Origin of the sequence: Pseudomonas sp. TSRC2-2, assembly GCF_049897785.1 — a bacterium.
GTDB lineage: Bacteria > Pseudomonadota > Gammaproteobacteria > Pseudomonadales > Pseudomonadaceae > Aquipseudomonas.
Map to the genome: position 1 here is coordinate 1 of NZ_JAFCWZ010000001.1, position 16,717 is coordinate 16,717.

The 16,717-nt window shown below is 59.3% G+C and carries 17 protein-coding genes; 12 read left to right on the forward strand and 5 right to left on the reverse strand.

Annotation, left to right across the window (positions count from 1 at the left end):
• Positions 1-353 precede the first annotated feature (353 nt).
• Positions 354-1,577: a CaiB/BaiF CoA transferase family protein gene (locus tag ACP7D9_RS00005; protein ID WP_426155574.1), complete on the reverse strand. Its 1,224-nt coding sequence runs from the start codon at positions 1,575-1,577 to the stop codon at positions 354-356.
• 11 nt (positions 1,578-1,588) lie between these two features.
• Positions 1,589-2,770, reverse strand: coding sequence for an acyl-CoA dehydrogenase (locus ACP7D9_RS00010; RefSeq protein ID WP_426154894.1), 1,182 nt, complete (start codon positions 2,768-2,770; stop codon positions 1,589-1,591).
• Between the two features lie 158 nt (positions 2,771-2,928).
• Between ACP7D9_RS00010 and ACP7D9_RS00015 the strand changes: the two genes are divergently transcribed.
• The 10 genes from ACP7D9_RS00015 (at position 2,929) to ACP7D9_RS00060 (ending at position 12,780) form a co-directional block, all read left to right on the forward strand.
• Positions 2,929-3,828, forward strand: coding sequence for a LysR family transcriptional regulator (locus ACP7D9_RS00015; protein ID WP_426154896.1), 900 nt, complete (start codon positions 2,929-2,931; stop codon positions 3,826-3,828).
• A gap of 435 nt (positions 3,829-4,263) precedes the next feature.
• Positions 4,264-5,385 carry a Re/Si-specific NAD(P)(+) transhydrogenase subunit alpha gene (locus ACP7D9_RS00020; protein ID WP_426154898.1) on the forward strand — a complete coding sequence of 374 codons (1,122 nt, stop codon included), beginning with the start codon at positions 4,264-4,266 and terminating at the stop codon, positions 5,383-5,385.
• Positions 5,386-5,400: 15 nt separating this feature from the next.
• Positions 5,401-5,721 (forward strand): NAD(P) transhydrogenase subunit alpha, encoded by a 321-nt coding sequence (locus ACP7D9_RS00025; RefSeq protein ID WP_003187417.1) that lies wholly within the window; start codon positions 5,401-5,403, stop codon positions 5,719-5,721.
• Positions 5,721-7,154, forward strand: a complete 1,434-nt coding sequence (locus ACP7D9_RS00030; protein ID WP_426154900.1) for an NAD(P)(+) transhydrogenase (Re/Si-specific) subunit beta — start codon at positions 5,721-5,723, stop codon at positions 7,152-7,154. The genes ACP7D9_RS00025 and ACP7D9_RS00030 overlap by 1 nt, the downstream gene beginning before the upstream one ends.
• 214 nt (positions 7,155-7,368) lie before the next feature.
• On the forward strand, positions 7,369-8,862 hold the full coding sequence (locus tag ACP7D9_RS00035) for an acetyl-CoA hydrolase/transferase family protein (RefSeq protein ID WP_426154902.1): 1,494 nt from the start codon (positions 7,369-7,371) through the stop codon (positions 8,860-8,862).
• A gap of 321 nt (positions 8,863-9,183) precedes the next feature.
• A complete protein-coding gene (locus ACP7D9_RS00040; protein ID WP_007911656.1) occupies positions 9,184-9,399 on the forward strand; it encodes a DUF1127 domain-containing protein in 216 nt (71 codons plus the stop codon).
• Between the two features lie 331 nt (positions 9,400-9,730).
• Positions 9,731-10,048 carry a DUF2388 domain-containing protein gene (locus tag ACP7D9_RS00045; protein WP_426154905.1) on the forward strand — a complete coding sequence of 106 codons (318 nt, stop codon included), beginning with the start codon at positions 9,731-9,733 and terminating at the stop codon, positions 10,046-10,048.
• A gap of 108 nt (positions 10,049-10,156) precedes the next feature.
• Positions 10,157-10,474 (forward strand): DUF2388 domain-containing protein, encoded by a 318-nt coding sequence (locus ACP7D9_RS00050; RefSeq protein ID WP_426154907.1) that lies wholly within the window; start codon positions 10,157-10,159, stop codon positions 10,472-10,474.
• A gap of 27 nt (positions 10,475-10,501) precedes the next feature.
• Positions 10,502-10,822, forward strand: coding sequence for a DUF2388 domain-containing protein (locus ACP7D9_RS00055; protein WP_039757071.1), 321 nt, complete (start codon positions 10,502-10,504; stop codon positions 10,820-10,822).
• Positions 10,819-12,780, forward strand: a complete 1,962-nt coding sequence (locus tag ACP7D9_RS00060) for a DUF4105 domain-containing protein (protein ID WP_426154909.1) — start codon at positions 10,819-10,821, stop codon at positions 12,778-12,780. Before ACP7D9_RS00055 ends, ACP7D9_RS00060 begins: the two co-directional genes overlap by 4 nt.
• A 57-nt stretch (positions 12,781-12,837) precedes the next feature.
• Here the strand turns inward: ACP7D9_RS00060 and trpA are convergent, their stop codons facing one another.
• The gene (gene trpA, locus ACP7D9_RS00065) at positions 12,838-13,647 is read right to left on the reverse strand and encodes a tryptophan synthase subunit alpha (protein ID WP_426154911.1); all 810 of its coding nucleotides are present in this window, start codon (positions 13,645-13,647) and stop codon (positions 12,838-12,840) included.
• On the reverse strand, positions 13,647-14,879 hold the full coding sequence (gene trpB, locus ACP7D9_RS00070) for a tryptophan synthase subunit beta (protein ID WP_426154913.1): 1,233 nt from the start codon (positions 14,877-14,879) through the stop codon (positions 13,647-13,649). Before trpB ends, trpA begins: the two co-directional genes overlap by 1 nt.
• 113 nt (positions 14,880-14,992) lie before the next feature.
• Between trpB and ACP7D9_RS00075 the strand changes: the two genes are divergently transcribed.
• Positions 14,993-15,910 carry a LysR family transcriptional regulator gene (locus tag ACP7D9_RS00075; protein WP_426154915.1) on the forward strand — a complete coding sequence of 306 codons (918 nt, stop codon included), beginning with the start codon at positions 14,993-14,995 and terminating at the stop codon, positions 15,908-15,910.
• Here ACP7D9_RS00075 and ACP7D9_RS00080 read toward each other — a convergent pair.
• Positions 15,883-16,209, reverse strand: a complete 327-nt coding sequence (locus tag ACP7D9_RS00080) for a DUF883 family protein (protein ID WP_039757078.1) — start codon at positions 16,207-16,209, stop codon at positions 15,883-15,885. The genes ACP7D9_RS00075 and ACP7D9_RS00080 overlap by 28 nt on opposite strands.
• A 166-nt stretch (positions 16,210-16,375) precedes the next feature.
• Between ACP7D9_RS00080 and ACP7D9_RS00085 the strand changes: the two genes are divergently transcribed.
• A complete protein-coding gene (locus ACP7D9_RS00085) occupies positions 16,376-16,591 on the forward strand; it encodes a dodecin (RefSeq protein ID WP_039757080.1) in 216 nt (71 codons plus the stop codon).
• The last annotated feature ends 126 nt before the right edge of the window (positions 16,592-16,717 follow it).

The window sequence follows — 16,717 nt, forward strand, 5'->3', positions numbered from 1 at the left end:
TGCGCTTCCGATCTCTCGTTAGCGGGAGGCGAATTCTACAGCGTTAATCGCTGCTGTCAACACCTCTTTTTCTCCGCTTTCGACCGAGAAGATCGAACCGTTAAAAGAGCTACACATCACTGCTCTTTCAACTCCTTCCAGGCTTCGATGATCTGAAGCAAGCCGCTGCCGAAAACCGCATAACTCTTTGAATCTCAAGGAGTTTTCCGTTTCGACTGCGCCGGAAGTGGGGCGAATTATAGACCTCTGGAATCTGCCGTCAACCGTTAATTTCGCTTTTCTTTCAATTACTTGCGGATTGGCCAAAAAACATCCAAACAGGCGAGAAAGCTGAGCCTTCTATATAGAAGAACTTAAACGACTCCCCCTTGCTTCAGCGCCGCTACCGCACCAGCGTCAAGACCCAATACTCGCTGCAGAACCTGCTGCGTATGCTCACCTAATAAAGGAGGCGCAAAACGATACTCGACCGGAGTCTTGGATAACCGGATGGGACTGGCCACCTGAGGCACCATCCCTGCCAACGCATGCGGCAACTCGATCGCCAGGCCGCGCGCCTTCACCTGCTGATCCTCAAAGACCTGCGACAGATCATTGATCGGCCCACAAGGCACTCCCGCCTGCTCCAGCCGAGCAACCCACTCGGCCGTCGTCTTGAAGACCGTAGCCTGACGGATCAATGGAATCAACACCGCGCGATTCGCCACCCGCAATTTGTTGGTCGCAAAGCGTGGATCATCCGCCCAGTGCGGTTGTCCCGCGACTTCGGCGAATTTGCGGAACTGCCCGTCATTACCCACGGTGAGGATGAAGTCGCCATCCGCTGTAGGAAAGTCCTGATAAGGCACGATATTCGGGTGAGCATTGCCCAAGCGCTTTGGCGCATCGCCCGTTGTCAGGTAGTTCATTGCCTGATTAGCCAGACAAGCAACCTGAACATCCAGCAATGCCATGTCAATGTGCTGACCACTCCCGCCGTGATCCCGGTGAGCGAGTGCCGCCAGAATCGCCACTGTAGAATATAGCCCGGTGAGAATGTCCGTCAGTGCCACCCCGACTTTCACCGGCCCGGCGCCCTCATCCCCCTCAGGACGACCAGTGATGCTCATCAGCCCGCCCAAGCCCTGAATCATGAAGTCATAGCCGGCGCGCTTGGCGTACGGACCGGTCTGGCCGAAGCCGGTGATGGAGCAGTAGATCAGATTCGGGTTGAGCGCCTTCAGCGATTCATAGTCCAGGCCATAGGCCGCCAGACCGCCCACCTTGAAATTCTCGATGAGGATGTCCGACTTCGCCGCCAGGTCGCGCACCAGCTTCTGCCCTTCAGGGCGGGTGAAGTCGATGGTCACCGACTGCTTGTTGCGGTTGGCCGACAGATAATAAGCCGCTTCCGACGTGTTCTCGCCGTAAGCGTCTTTAAGGAAGGGAGGGCCCCAGGCCCGAGTGTCATCACCATTACCCGGGCGCTCTACCTTGATCACTTCAGCGCCAAGGTCGGCGAGGATCTGTCCGGCCCAAGGCCCGGCCAGCACTCGCGATAAATCCAGTACCCGCAGATGCGACAGCGCGCCCATGATCGGCCCTCCTATTAATAGAACGCTTGCAGACCGGTTTGCGCACGCCCGAGGATCAGCGCATGAACGTCGTGGGTACCTTCATAGGTATTCACCACTTCCAGGTTGACCAAATGACGGGCCACGCCGAACTCATCGGAGATGCCGTTGCCACCGAGCATGTCGCGCGCCATACGGGCGATGTCCAGCGACTTGCCGCAGGAGTTGCGCTTCATGATCGAAGTGATTTCGACCGCAGCGGTACCTTCATCCTTCATGCGACCCAAACGCAGGCAGCCTTGCAGCGCCAGAGTGATCTCGGTCTGCATGTCGGCAAGCTTCTTCTGTACCAGTTGAGTCGCGGCCAACGGGCGACCGAATTGCTGACGATCCAAAGTGTATTGACGCGCGGTGTGCCAGCAAAACTCGGCGGCACCCAGCGCACCCCAGGAAATGCCGTAGCGTGCCGAGTTGAGGCAGGTGAACGGACCTTTCAGGCCGCGGACATCCGGGAAGATGTTTTCTTGCGGCACGAACACGTTGTCCATGACGATCTCACCGGTGATCGAAGCGCGCAGGCCGACCTTGCCGTGAATCGCCGGAGCGCTCAGACCTTTCCAGCCTTTCTCCAGAACGAAGCCACGAATGTCGCCGGCGTCATCCTTGGCCCACACCACGAACACGTCAGCGATCGGGCTGTTGGTGATCCACATTTTTGCGCCGGTCAGGCTGTAGCCGCCATCGACCTTGCGCGCCCGAGTGATCATCGCGCCAGGATCGGAACCGTGGTTCGGCTCGGTCAGACCAAAGCAGCCGATCCATTCGCCCGAAGCCAGTTTTGGCAGGTATTTCTGTTTCTGTGCTTCGGTACCGAATTCATTGATCGGCACCATCACCAGTGAGGATTGGACACTCATCATCGAGCGGTAGCCGGAGTCGACGCGCTCGACCTCACGCGCGATCAGACCATAACTGACGTAATTCAGCCCGCTGCCACCGTATTGCTCGGGGATAGTCGCCCCGAGCAGGCCGACTTCGCCCATCTCGCGGAAGATCGCCGGGTCAGTCTTTTCATGGCGGAATGCTTCAAGGACACGCGGCGCCAGGCTCTGTTGAGCGAACTGCTCGGCGGTGTCGCGGACCATGCGCTCTTCTTCGGTGAGCTGTTGATCCAGCAGCAGGGGATCGATCCAGTTGAAGCTAGCTTTACCGCCCATGAGTATGTCCTCGCAAATCGACTGAATTAACGTGGCATTGATCCTAGGCGCGGTTGGCCGCCGCAGCAAACGAGGATTTCGCAACCTCTTGTGCTAATTTCTCACTCCGAAACGTCGCGAACAGCCTTTTACGCGGCGCATTAGTGAGGTTGACGTACATGCGCAGAAAGATACCCAGCACGGCCGCCCTGATCAGTTTCGAAGCGGCCGCTCGCCATGAGAGCTTTACGCGGGCCGCAGAAGAACTTTCCCTCACTCAAGGCGCCATTTGCCGACAGATCGCCAGCCTTGAGGACTTCCTCAGCGTTGAACTGTTCCGGCGCTCACGGCGCGGAGTAAAACTGACTGAGGCAGGACTTTCCTACAGCCGCCGGGTAGCGACTCAGCTCGATGCCGTCGAGCGCGACACGTTGTCGGTTATGGGTCAGCGAGGCGCCAATGTAATTGAACTGGCGGTAGTTCCCACGTTTGGCACGCAATGGCTGTTGCCGCGTCTGAAGGATTTCCAGCACAAGCATCCGGAAGTCACGGTGAACCTGACCAACCGCACCCGCCCGTTCCTGTTTGCCGATACGCAATTCGATGCGGCGATCTATTTCGGCGATGCCGACTGGTCCGGTACCGAGTCCCACAGGTTGATGGGCGAGAATCCGATGCCCGTGTGCAGCCCGACCCTGCTCGGCGACCAAACGCATCTGAACGCTGACGCCATCGCCGAATTACCGTTGCTGCAACAGACCACCCGCCCGTACGCCTGGCGTCAGTGGTTCGACTCGCAACAGCTAAACATCCCCCGCGACATGACAGGCCCACGCTACGAGCTATTCTCCATGCTCGCCCAAGCAGCCATGCACGACATGGGCATTGCGCTGATTCCGCCCTTCCTGATTCAGCGAGAGCTGACTGAAAAACGTTTGGTGATCGCCAATCACCAGGCGCTCTCCAGCTTCAAGGCGTATTACCTGATGATTCCTGAGCGAAAGGTCGAATCTGCATCGCTGAAAGCATTTCGTGACTGGTTGTTACAGCAGGCGAAGAGCTACAGCCTAGAAGACTAGAGGCTCTTATTGATTACTAACCCGGTAGTCAGGAATTTTAAAGCCCTACAGATATAACTATTTGTCGCCATTTCAATGCCTGTATCCGAAGGTCGTACAGACGTCCCATAAGCGGCGTAAGACGTGGCTTTGAGCCCTTCAATGGCGACACATTGCTGCCTATTCACGCCACCTATCAGAAATTTCTAAATATTCAGCCAGAATCCTTGCAGAGCACGGCCTGCAAGGGCTTCAACTGGCCGTCTGCGACATTCGGTCACGGCATGACTTGTAGTTAATTTTCCGTCACCCGTCATAATCCCTTGAAGGGCTCAAAGTTCGCCTGCAAAATGCCGCGCCCCGCCTTGATTTGGCGGGATCGTGCTGATCGGCCGCCCCAGTCGCACCATCCGTAGTGCCTGGGTTTACTCAATAAGATCACGCAGGAGATTTGACGTGCACATTGGTGTTCCTCTCGAAACCCAGACCGGTGAAACACGGGTTGCTGCAACCCCGGAAACCATCAAGAAGCTGATCAGTCAAGGCCATAAGGTCACTGTACAAAGCGGGGCTGGCGTCAAAGCCAGTGTCGTCGACAGTGCCTATGAAGCGGCCGGCGCAAGCATTGGCAGCGCCAATGACGCGTTTGGCGCCGAGCTGATTCTCAAAGTGGTCGCGCCAAGCGATGCCGAACTGACGCTGATCAAGCGCGGCACGGTGCTGGTGGGCATGCTCAACCCGTTCAACAACGAAACCATCGCCAAAATGGCCGAGTGCGGGATTACCGCGTTCGCTCTTGAAGCGGCGCCGCGCACCTCGCGGGCGCAGAGTCTTGATGTGTTGTCTTCGCAGGCGAACATCGCCGGCTACAAAGCGGTGTTGCTCGCGGCTCACTATTACCCACGCTTCATGCCGATGCTGATGACCGCTGCGGGCACCGTGAAAGCGGCGCGCGTGCTGATTCTAGGCGCGGGTGTGGCCGGCCTGCAGGCGATTGCCACGGCGAAACGTCTGGGTGCGGTGATCGAAGCGTCTGACGTACGTCCAGCGGTAAAAGAGCAGATCGAATCCCTCGGCGCCAAGTTCGTTGACGTGCCTTACGAGACCGATGAAGAACGCGAATGCGCGGTCGGTGTCGGCGGTTACGCGCGCCCGATGCCGGCGAGCTGGATGCAGCGTCAGGCCCAGGCTGTGCACGAGCGCGCCAAGCAGGCCGATATCGTCATCACCACTGCGCTGATTCCGGGCCGCAAGGCGCCGACGCTGCTCAGCGCGCAAACCGTGGCGCAGATGAAACCCGGCTCGGTGGTCATCGACCTCGCCGCCGCTCAGGGTGGCAACTGTCCGCTGACCGTGGCCAATCAGGTCGTTGTGGAAAACGGAGTGACCATCGTCGGCCCGACCAACCTCGCCGGCGAAGTGGCTGCCGATGCTTCGGCGCTGTACGCACGCAACCTGCTGGACTTCCTCAAGCTGGTGTTCACCAAGGAAGGCCAGTTCGACGTCAACCTCGAAGACGACATCGTCGCCGCGTGCCTGATGTGCCGCGACGGCCAAGTCATCCGCAAAAACGCCTAAGCAGGGATTCAGACGATGGAAGAGCTTATCTCCCCCGGTATCTACAACCTGATCATCTTCGTGCTGGCGATTTATGTCGGTTACCACGTGGTCTGGAACGTTACACCTGCGCTGCATACGCCGTTGATGGCAGTCACCAATGCCATCTCGGCGATCGTCATCGTCGGCGCGATGCTCGCCGCCGCACTGACCGTCACCCCGCTGGGTAAAACCATGGGCACCCTCGCCGTGGCACTGGCAGCGGTCAACGTGTTTGGTGGCTTCCTGGTCACCCGGCGCATGCTTGAGATGTTCAAGAAGAAAGCCCCGAAAGTAAAAGAAGAGGCGCCGAAGTAATGAGCATGAATCTCGTCACGACGCTCTACCTGATCGCGTCGATCTGCTTTATCCAGGCCCTCAAGGGCCTGTCGCACCCGACCACTTCGCGGCGCGGCAACCTGTTCGGCATGCTCGGCATGGCGCTGGCCATCATCACTACGGTTGGCCTCATCTATAAGTTGGGCGCTGAGCTTGCCACTGCCGGGATCGGTTACGTGATCGTCGGGCTGCTGGTCGGCGGCACCGCCGGTTCGATCATGGCCAAGCGCGTTGAAATGACCAAGATGCCGGAACTGGTTGCGTTCATGCACAGCATGATCGGCCTCGCTGCGGTGTTCATTGCGATTGCCGCCGTGGTTGAGCCGCAATCGCTAGGTATCGTCAAACAGCTGGGCGACGCGATTCCGGCGGGCAACCGTCTGGAGCTGTTCCTCGGTGCAGCCATCGGTGCGATCACCTTCTCCGGCTCAGTGATTGCCTTCGGCAAGCTCTCGGGCAAGTACAAATTCCGCCTGTTCCAGGGCGCACCGGTACAGTTCGCCGGTCAGCACAAGCTCAATGCGATTCTGGGCCTGGCTACGCTGGTTCTCGGCCTGACCTTCATGTTCACCGGCAACCTCACCGCGTTCGCGCTGATGCTGGCGCTGGCGTTCGTGATGGGCGTGCTGATCATCATCCCGATCGGCGGCGCCGATATGCCGGTGGTGGTGTCGATGCTCAACAGCTACTCGGGCTGGGCGGCGGCGGGGATCGGCTTCTCGCTGAACAACTCGATGCTGATCATTGCCGGCTCGCTGGTGGGTTCGAGCGGCGCGATCCTCTCGTACATCATGTGCAAGGCGATGAACCGTTCCTTCTTTAATGTATTGCTTGGCGGTTTCGGTAATACGGCCGATGCAAGTCCTGCCGGTGCGCAGGAAGCCCGCCCGGTGAAATCCGGCTCGGCGGACGACGCAACCTTCCTGCTGACCAACGCCGACACCGTGATCATCGTGCCGGGCTATGGTCTGGCGGTAGCCCGTGCGCAACACGCACTGAAGGAGCTGACCGAGAAGCTGACCCATCGCGGCGTAACCGTGAAGTACGCGATTCACCCGGTGGCCGGTCGCATGCCTGGGCACATGAACGTCCTGCTCGCCGAGGCCGAAGTGCCTTACGATCAGGTGTTCGAGATGGAAGACATCAACTCCGAGTTCGGTCAGGCCGACGTGGTGCTGGTGCTCGGTGCGAACGACGTGGTCAACCCGGCCGCGAAGAACGATCCGAAGTCGCCGATTGCCGGCATGCCGATCCTCGAGGCGTTCAAGGCCAAGACCATCATCGTCAACAAGCGCTCGATGGCCAGCGGCTACGCCGGTCTGGACAATGAACTGTTTTACCTGGACAAGACCATGATGGTCTTCGGCGACGCGAAAAAGGTCATCGAAGACATGGTCAAAGCGGTCGAGTAATTCACCCTTGCAACAGCGAACGCCCCGACTTGTCGGGGCGTTTTTGTTTGCGCAGAACAATGGACAATTTGCCGCGTTGTTGCAGATCCGGTAACGGTGTTTTACTTCAAGCCCGCGAAATAGAGGCCTCGTTTGCGACCTTGGTAGCGGGACAGGCGCCGGCCAAATTCACTAGACTGCGCATCCTGCTACTCGTTGCCCGAGATAATAATCCATGTACCGTGACCGTATTCGCCTGCCTTCGTTGTTGGATAAAGTGATGAGCGCTGCCGACGCCGCTGCTCTGATTGAGGACGGCATGACCGTCGGCATGAGCGGTTTCACCCGCGCCGGCGAAGCCAAAGCCGTTCCTCACGCACTGGCCGAGCGCGCCAAGGTCACTCCGCTGAAGATCAGCCTCATGACCGGCGCCAGCCTGGGCAACGACCTCGACAAGCAACTGACCGAGGCCGGCGTGCTGTCGCGGCGCATGCCGTTCCAGGTCGACAGCACCTTGCGCAAGGCGATCAACGCCGGCGAAGTGATGTTCATCGACCAGCATCTCTCGGAAACGGTCGAGCAGTTGCGCAACCAGCAGTTGAAGCTGCCGGACATTGCCGTCATCGAGGCAGTCGCCATCACCGAACAGGGCCATATTGTGCCAACTACTTCGGTGGGCAACTCGGCAAGCTTCGCGATCTTCGCCAAGCAGGTCATCGTCGAGATCAACCTGGCGCACAACGCCAACCTCGAAGGCCTGCACGACATCTATATCCCGACGTACCGTCCGACGCGCACGCCAATCCCGCTGGTAAAAGTCGACGATCGCATCGGCAGTACGGCGATTCCGATTCCGCCTGAAAAGATCGTTGCGATTGTCATCACCCAGCAGTCGGACTCGCCGTCCACCGTGTCAGTACCGGACGTTGATACCCACGCCATTGCTGAACACCTGATCACCTTCTTCAAGCAGGAAGTTGCGGCCGGGCGCATGACCAACAAGCTCGGCCCGCTGCAGGCCGGCATCGGCAACATTGCCAACGCGGTGATGTGTGGCTTGATCGACTCGCCGTTCGAAGACCTGACCATGTATTCCGAAGTGCTGCAGGACTCGACTTTCGACCTGATCGACGCCGGCAAGCTGAGCTTCGCCTCAGGCAGCTCGATCACCTTGTCCGAGCGGCGCAACAGCGACGTGTTCGGCAACCTGGAAAAGTACAAGGACAAGCTGATTCTAAGGCCGCAGGAGATCTCCAATCACCCCGAGGTGGTGCGCCGCCTGGGCATCATCGGCATCAACACCGCGCTGGAATTCGATATCTACGGCAACGTCAATTCCACCCATGTCTGCGGCACGCGGATGATGAACGGCATCGGCGGTTCGGGCGATTTCGCGCGCAATGCGCATCTGGCTGTATTCGTGACCAAGTCGATCGCCAAGGGTGGCGCCATTTCCAGTGTGGTGCCGATGGTCAGCCACGTCGACCATACCGAGCATGACGTCGACATTCTGGTGACCGAAGTCGGGCTGGCCGATTTGCGCGGCCTGGCGCCACGCGAGCGAGCGCGGGTGATCATCGACAACTGCGTGCACCCGGACTTTCGTCAGGCACTGAATGATTACTTCAGCGCTGCTTGCGCTGTTGGCGGTCACACCCCGCATATTTTGCGCGAAGCCCTGAGCTGGCATATGAACCTGGAAGAAACCGGGCGCATGCTTGCGGTGTAAATCACACAGATCAACACCGGCGCAAACACAATTTGCGTCGGTGGGAAGATTAGCTGAAGCATAACCGTATAAAACTGTACTACTGTACTGGTCATTTCCTACAGCAAAACCCTACTCGGACTCTCTAAAAAGGCACAATCGCACCAATAATGTGCGGACAGGTACAGTTTGCTCAATTTCGACCCGTACACCCTGCATAAACAGTTAACTGCTCGCTCACAATACAAACGAACTGTATCTACAGAGACTAGGCAAACGAGAGGATCATGGGCACCAGTCAAACCACTACCTGATCCCGCCACAAGCGGAAGGATGTCAACCATGGAACGTACACTCAGTTCCGAACTGTTCTTCGAAGACAAAGCTGTAAATACCCAGGCTTCCCTGCCTCTGCGCGTTATCGCCAACCTGATGTTGTGGCAGCGCCGCATCTCCAGCCGCCATCAATTGGCCCGTCTGGATTCGCGTTTGCTGGCTGACGCTGGCATCAGCGAAGCTCAACGCTACGAAGAGCTGAGCAAGCCGTTCTGGCGCTAAGCAGCGTCGCTGGCTCTGGTCGCAAGACCCACCGCCAGCAACCCGAATTGCACAAGCAGAACCCGTCGTGGGAAACCACGACGGGTTTTGTCGTTTCGGGCTCAAAAATTTCTCCCTACGGCGTCTTTGGTTGAACCACTACAATTTACAAAAAACTTATATCTAGCGGTACAGTTGAACGCATCCGTAGTCGCAGCGGTGGCCATCACTGGGCGAATCGCCAGAGGCAGCCTAATATCCACATAGAACGTGGCGAACGTTAAGCATCTGGCGTCTGACTCCTCAGATACCGAGCCACCTCTCACTACGGTTTATCCAAAGGAGTTTCACCATGACCCGTCTTCGTCTGCTCAGTGCCGCTGCCCTGTTGGCGGTAGCTGCCAACGCCAGCGCTACCAGCTTCATCGTGACCACCGACTCCATCGTCGGCGCGCTGAAAGCCACATCCGATGCCACTTCCGATGTGACCTCCTCGTTCCGTGACGACAAGATCGTCCTCGCTGCCCGAGACGACGCTGCCAGCTTCGTAGCCAGCGAAGGCGATATCCGTGGGGTGAAGCTGGAGAGCGCGCTCGACCACATCCGCCAACAGGCGCCCCAACTCAATGCCACCGATGCCCAATTGGCTCAGGCCATTCTGACCCTCTGATCGTTCGCTGCATTGCGGGACACGCCAGCCGTGTCCCGATGTTTCAAGGCTGGCTCTGGCCCGGGCATTTGCGCTAGCCTTCAGGCTCGTTAACAATTGTCGAGTCCCATGCGCTTTCTTCCAACTCTGCTCATCTCATCTACTTTATTCACTGCCTGCTGGGCGATGTCTGCCAACGCCTTCGATGCTTTCAATGCATCGACCCAAGGCACGGTTGTCAGCGGTTACGCCACCAGCATGGTGTCTTCTGCGCCGTTCGACCGTAAACTGCTGCTCGTCGCCCATGATGACGCGGCGGCCTTCGTCGCCAGTGACGGTGAATGGCGAGGCGCACGGCTCGAATCCGCGCTGCATTACCTGCGCAAAACCCGGCCAAAACTTCATGCCAGCGACCTTGAACTGGCAGAGGCAATTCTCGTCCAATAGTTATCCTTGTCCTTCCGGAGTCGTTCCATGCGTAGCCCGCTGATTGCTGCCGCCCTTGGCCTGTTTGTGTTGGCCGATGTGGCCCAGGCGCACACCCTGGTAGCCACCAGTAACATCATCGTTCGTGCCTCCCAGCGCACCATCGATTTCACCTCTGATACCACCACGTCGATTCGCGATTCGAAAATCATCCGCGAAGCCCACGACGACGCCGCCAGTTTCGTCGCCAGCAACGGCGACATCCGTGGTGCGCACCTCGAAGCCGCCCTCAACACCTTGCGTACTCGTGTGCCGGAAGCGCGCGACGCCAGTGATCAGGTACTCGCCGAAGCCATCCTCGCACTGTGAGGTCCGTTGGCGCCTGGCTGCTGGCCGGAGCGTTGTTGCTGCTTGGCAACAGCGCCCACGCCGGCCTGCAATTGCGGCTCAAGACCGAGGGTCTGAGCCCGGCTCAACAACAGGCCAGTCAGGCGCTGATCGATGAGGCCATGACGAAACTGCCGCCGAGCTTCATCGAGCGGCTGGATCGGCGTATCGATGTCGGCTGGACCGACGACATGCCTGCCAATGCTTACGGCCAGGCGACGCTGGTATCCGAGCTCGATCTGAATCGCAAGCTGCTCGCCGGTCTCACCGATGGCAGCGCGGCAAAAGAGAAAACCAATCGCCCCCACGGCACTGTGCGTCAGGAACTGCTCGCCACAGTGCTGCACGAAATCACTCATATCTACGACCGCGCGCGTTTATGGCCAAGTGTCGAGCGCACGTTGATCCAGCGCTGCACCCGGCGCTTCAACAGCGCCGGGCTGATCGGCATTCCCGATGAGTGCCGCGGGCAGAACGGTCGGCGTTTCACCATCAGCGACGACCCGCGCCTGCTCGACCTGGCCGGTTGGCAGCAATACGTCGGCCGCCGTGGCGAGCGCGAACAGCACAACCGCCAGATCGCGCGCAGCCCCGACCTTTACGAAATCTCCAGCCCCAAGGAATTTGTCGCGGTCAACATGGAGTACTTCCTCCTCGACCCGAGCTACGCCTGCCGCCGCCCGGCGCTGTATCGCTACTACAAGGAGCATTTCGGCTGGGCGCCAGCGGCCAAGGACACCTGCAGCAAGACCTTCGCCTTTCTCAATGCGGGCAATGACTTCGCCAAGCAGCCTCTGGGGCAAGTCGATCCGGAGCGCGTCTACGCGGTCGATTACCTGCTGGCCGAGGCCAATCAGAACTGGGTCAGCCGCTGGGGCCACAGCATGCTGCGCCTGGTCATTTGCGCGCCCGGTCGTCCTCGCGGCCCGGACTGCCGTCTCGATCTGGATCAGCACCTGGTGTTGTCCTATCGCGCCTTCGTAGGCGATGTGCAGTTGTCGAGCTGGGACGGACTGGTCGGCAAATACCCGTCGCGGCTGTTCGTGTTGCCGCTGGCGCAAGTGATCGACGAATACACCAAAACCGAATTGCGCAGCCTCGCTTCGGTGCCGCTGAACCTGTCTCGTGAGGAAATCGAAGGCGTCGTCGAACATGCTGCCGAGATGCACTGGAGCTACGACGGCAACTATTTCTTCCTGTCCAACAACTGCGCGGTAGAAGGCTTGAAACTGTTGCGCAGCGGCAGCAATAACAGCCAACTGGTCGGCCTCGACAGCATCATGCCCAACGGTTTGCTGGAAGTGCTCAAAGGCCGTGGCCTGGCCGACACCAGCGTGCTCGACGATCCGAAAGAAGCTTTGCGCCTGGGTTATCGCTTCGACTCGTTCCGCGATCGTTATCAAGCGATGTTCGACGTATTGAAGAAGCAACTGCCGATCAAGCAGACCACCGTCGAAGACTGGCTGTCACTCAGCGCTGAGCAACGCCGCGAATGGTTCGACCGCGCCGACCTGCGCACCAGTGCCGCGCTGTTGCTGCTCGAGCAGGCGAGTTTCCGCCGGCAGTTGTTGCTGGCCCAGGATGAGGTCAAGCAACGCTATCTCGGCGCCCGCGAGCTGGAAAATGGCGGCATGGACAAAGCCAACGCGACCCTGCAGGAGATCCTCGCCAACAGTGGCTTCCTCAGCCGCCCGGCGGAACTGCTCGACTCCAAAGGTTACGGACTGCCGCAGCCGAGCGAGTTTGGCCGACTGGAAGCGGAAAGCAGCCAGCGGCAGAAGAAGCTGCTGGCGCTGTCCGGCGACCTTGATAGCGAAGTGCGCAAGCTGCTCGAACCCAAGCGCGCCGCCGAGATTGCCGCCAGCGAGGCCAACGTCAAGCAGATCGGCGAGCATTTGCGCAAACTGCACAAGGCCTCGGGCGGACTGCAATTACCCTGAGCACAAAAAAGGCTTCAGAACGCTTGTTCTGAAGCCTTTTTATTTTCCTCTGCGGTCTTAGACGCGCGCTTTGCGCACGCCTTGGGACAGCGCCGAACACAGACTCAACACGCCATCGATGGCCTGCTCAGGCGTATCGGCGCTGGCGATGTGATCAATCAACGCCGAGCCCACCACCACGCCGTCAGCCAGACGCGCGATGGCCGCAGCCTGCTCCGGTGTTCGGATACCGAAACCGATGCTGATCGGCAAATCGGTATGCCGACGCAGACGTGCGACCGCTTCTTCGACGTGCTCCAGGGTCGCCGCACCGGCGCCAGTGACGCCGGCCACCGACACGTAATAGACGAAACCGGAACTGCCATTGAGCACGCGGGGCAGACGCGCGTCGTCGGTGGTCGGCGTGGTCAGGCGAATGAAATCCAGACCGGCAGCCTGCGCCGGGTCGCACAGTTCTTCGTTGTGCTCTGGCGGCATGTCGACCACGATCAGGCCATCGACGCCGGCATCCTTGGCTTCGGCGATGAAACGCTCGACGCCGAACTTATGGATCGGGTTGAAATAACCCATCAACACCAGCGGCGTGTCGCTGTTGCCTTCGCGGAACTCGCGAACCATTTGCAGGGTTTTCAGCAGATTCTGTTTGGCGCCCAGCGCCCGGATGTTGGCCAACTGGATCGCCGGGCCATCGGCCATCGGATCGGTGAACGGCATGCCCAGTTCGATCACGTCGGCGCCCGCCGCCGGCAAGCCTTTGAGAATCGCCAGCGAAGTGTCGTAGTCAGGATCACCGGCAGTGACAAAGGTCACCAAGGCGGCGCGGTTTTGTTGCTTGAGGTCGGCAAAGCGGGTTTGCAGGCGGCTCATCAGTGTGTCTCCTGCTGCGACTGTTGCATATGGTGCATCACGGTTTGCATGTCCTTGTCACCACGGCCGGAGAGGTTGACCACCATCAGGTGATCCTTCGGCAGATTCGGTGCGCGTTTGAACACTTCCGCCAGGGCGTGAGCGCTTTCAAGGGCAGGAATGATTCCCTCCAGACGGCAGCATTTGTGGAACGCTTCGAGCGCTTCGTCGTCAGTCACCGAGGTGTACTGGACGCGGCCGATGTCATGCAACCAGGCGTGTTCAGGGCCGATGCCCGGATAGTCGAGGCCGGCGGAAATCGAGTGGGCGTCGATGATCTGGCCATCGTCGTCCTGCAGCAGGAAGGTGCGGTTACCGTGCAGCACGCCCGGCACACCGCCGTTGAGACTGGCCGCGTGCTTGCCGGTTTCGATGCCGTAACCGGCGGCTTCGACGCCGATGATCTCAACGCTCTTGTCGTCGAGGAACGGGTGGAACAGGCCCATGGCGTTGGAGCCGCCGCCGATACACGCCACCAGGCTGTCCGGCAGGCGACCTTCCTGAGCCTGCAACTGATCGCGGGTTTCCTTGCCGATGACGGCCTGGAAATCGCGGACCATTGCCGGATAAGGGTGCGGGCCGGCCACGGTGCCGATCAGGTAGAAGGTGTTGTCGACGTTGGTCACCCAGTCGCGCAGGGCTTCGTTCATCGCGTCTTTCAGGGTGCCGGTACCGGCGACGACCGGGATCACTTCGGCGCCGAGCAGTTTCATGCGGAAAACGTTGGCCTGCTGGCGTTCGATGTCGGTGGTGCCCATGTAGATCACGCAGTCCAGACCGAAACGCGCAGCAACGGTGGCCGTGGCCACGCCGTGCATGCCGGCGCCGGTTTCGGCGATGATGCGCTTCTTGCCCATGCGCCGCGCCAGCAGGATCTGGCCGATGCAGTTGTTGATCTTGTGCGCGCCGGTGTGGTTCAGCTCTTCACGCTTGAGGTAGATCTTGGCGCCGCCACAGAACTCGGTCAGGCGTTCGGCGAAATACAGAGGGCTCGGACGTCCGACGTAGTCACGCTGGAAGTAGGCCAATTCTTCTTTGAATGCAGGATCTTCCTTGGCCGCTTCGTATTCGCGGGCCAGGTCGAGGATCAACGGCATCAGGGTTTCCGCTACATAACGGCCACCGAACGCACCAAAAAGGCCGTTGGCGTCAGGGCCGTTACGCAGATCAGAGGTGTTCGAAGTCTGGGTCATGGGTCGCTCCAGGTGAATTCGGCCAGAAGGCAATGACGCCCACTCTACCTCTGACGCTCTGGACTGAAAACCGATAAGATTGCCGAAACCTGTCAGGAAAACTCACAGATACCATGAACCACGACCTTCCCCCGTTGAATGCCTTGCGCGCCTTCGAGGCCACCGCCCGCCTGAACAGCGTTAGCCAGGCCGCCGAGCAGTTGCATGTCACCCACGGCGCAGTCAGCCGCCAGCTCAAGGTGCTTGAAGAACATCTCGGCATGAGCCTGTTCGTCAAGGATGGGCGCGGCTTGAAACTCACAGATGCCGGCGTGCGTCTGCGCGATGCCAGCGCTGAGGCGTTCGACCGGTTGCGCAGTGTTTGTGCGGAATTGACCCAAAGCACTGCCGATGCGCCGTTTGTGCTCGGGTGTTCCGGTAGCCTGCTGGCGCGCTGGTTTATTCCGCGCCTGGGGCGGCTGAATGCCGATCTGCCGGACTTGCGTTTGCACCTGTCTGCCGGTGAAGGCGACCTCGATCCAAGGCGCCCGGGACTGGATGCGCTGTTGCTGTTCGCCGAGCCGCCGTGGCCAGCCGATATGCAGGTCTATGAACTGGCGGCGGAACGCATTGGCCCGGTCATGAGCCCGTTGTTCAGCGGCTATCGAAAGCTGCAAGCCGCTGGCGCCGCAGAACTGCTCAACGAGCCCTTGCTGCACACGACCTCTCGCCCGCAGGCCTGGCCCAGCTGGGCGCAGGAAAACAACCTCGACGCCAAGGCGTTAAAGCTCGGGCAAGGATTCGAGCATTTGTATTATTTGCTGGAAGCGGCTGTTGCAGGTCTCGGTGTAGCAATCGCACCGGAGCCGTTGGTAATCGAAGATCTGAAGGCGGGTCGCCTGTTTGCGCCGTGGGGCTTCTGCGAAACCCCGGCGCAACTGGCGTTGTGGCTACCCAAGCGCGCCGCGGACGGGCGCGCTCGGCAACTGGCGCAGTGGCTCAAAAACGAGCTGCGCCAGCCTGATCACTCACCGCGTTTGAACAGAAAATAGGCAGCAAGCAAGCCGATTGCACCGACAGCCACGCCGGCTGTGGTCCATGGGTGTTCCTGGGCGTAGTCACGCGTGGCGATGCCGGTCTCGCGGGTTTTGACTTTGACTTCTTCATAGGCGTCGCTGAGCAGGTGACGCGAGTGCTTCAGCGCACTTTCAGCATTGCTTTTCAGCGCCTTGAGGGTCTTGCGCGACTCGTCCGAAGCATCGTCTTTCAAGCTTTCCAACGATTTGAGCAGACTCTCGATCTCGGCTTCCATGCTTTGCAACGAGGCTTTACGTAAAGAGGTGTTGGCCATGGTGGCTCTCCTGCATTGGTGATGAGTGGCGTGTGTTGGTTGGGACTTCAGCATGTCGAGAAAGTGCAGAAATTCTGAACTTCGGCAGCGTAGCGGCGCCGAAATCAACAGTGCAATTGCCTGCTAGGCTCAATTTCACACGCCATTCCAACCCAAGGAGATCGCCATGAGTGACCATCACACGTACAAGAAAGTCGAACTGGTCGGTTCGTCCACCACCAGCATCGAAGACGCCATCAACAATGCGCTGGCCGAGGCCAACAAGACCCTGCGCAATCTGGAATGGTTTGAAGTGACCGAAACCCGTGGCCACATCGAAAATGGCCAGGTGGCGCACTTTCAGGTCACGCTGAAGGTCGGCTTCAAGATTGTCGCCAGCTGAGTTTGGTCCAGTCTTCTGAACTTGCGCGCTGGCCGAGTGCCATAGGGAATGGCAAAGCGCTACAAGGTGAGCGTATCGGGTAGATGACTCGATGCCCGCCTCTTTCAATCCGACCAGGGAGTGCGA

What these genes read in the sequence shown, in the direction of transcription:
- ACP7D9_RS00035 (WP_426154902.1), top strand. Translation starts at nt 7,369, where the DNA reads ATGTACCGTGACCGTATTCGCCTGCCTTCGTTGTTGGATAAAGTGATG.
- ACP7D9_RS00010 (WP_426154894.1), bottom strand. Translation starts at nt 2,770, where the DNA reads ATGGGCGGTAAAGCTAGCTTCAACTGGATCGATCCCCTGCTGCTGGAT.
- ACP7D9_RS00080 (WP_039757078.1), bottom strand. Translation starts at nt 16,209, where the DNA reads ATGGCCAACACCTCTTTACGTAAAGCCTCGTTGCAAAGCATGGAAGCC.
- ACP7D9_RS00015 (WP_426154896.1), top strand. Translation starts at nt 2,929, where the DNA reads ATGCGCAGAAAGATACCCAGCACGGCCGCCCTGATCAGTTTCGAAGCG.
- ACP7D9_RS00030 (WP_426154900.1), top strand. Translation starts at nt 5,721, where the DNA reads ATGAGCATGAATCTCGTCACGACGCTCTACCTGATCGCGTCGATCTGC.
- ACP7D9_RS00050 (WP_426154907.1), top strand. Translation starts at nt 10,157, where the DNA reads ATGCGCTTTCTTCCAACTCTGCTCATCTCATCTACTTTATTCACTGCC.
- ACP7D9_RS00025 (WP_003187417.1), top strand. Translation starts at nt 5,401, where the DNA reads ATGGAAGAGCTTATCTCCCCCGGTATCTACAACCTGATCATCTTCGTG.
- ACP7D9_RS00040 (WP_007911656.1), top strand. Translation starts at nt 9,184, where the DNA reads ATGGAACGTACACTCAGTTCCGAACTGTTCTTCGAAGACAAAGCTGTA.
- trpB (WP_426154913.1), bottom strand. Translation starts at nt 14,879, where the DNA reads ATGACCCAGACTTCGAACACCTCTGATCTGCGTAACGGCCCTGACGCC.
- ACP7D9_RS00045 (WP_426154905.1), top strand. Translation starts at nt 9,731, where the DNA reads ATGACCCGTCTTCGTCTGCTCAGTGCCGCTGCCCTGTTGGCGGTAGCT.
- ACP7D9_RS00055 (WP_039757071.1), top strand. Translation starts at nt 10,502, where the DNA reads ATGCGTAGCCCGCTGATTGCTGCCGCCCTTGGCCTGTTTGTGTTGGCC.
- trpA (WP_426154911.1), bottom strand. Translation starts at nt 13,647, where the DNA reads ATGAGCCGCCTGCAAACCCGCTTTGCCGACCTCAAGCAACAAAACCGC.
- ACP7D9_RS00085 (WP_039757080.1), top strand. Translation starts at nt 16,376, where the DNA reads ATGAGTGACCATCACACGTACAAGAAAGTCGAACTGGTCGGTTCGTCC.
- ACP7D9_RS00075 (WP_426154915.1), top strand. Translation starts at nt 14,993, where the DNA reads ATGAACCACGACCTTCCCCCGTTGAATGCCTTGCGCGCCTTCGAGGCC.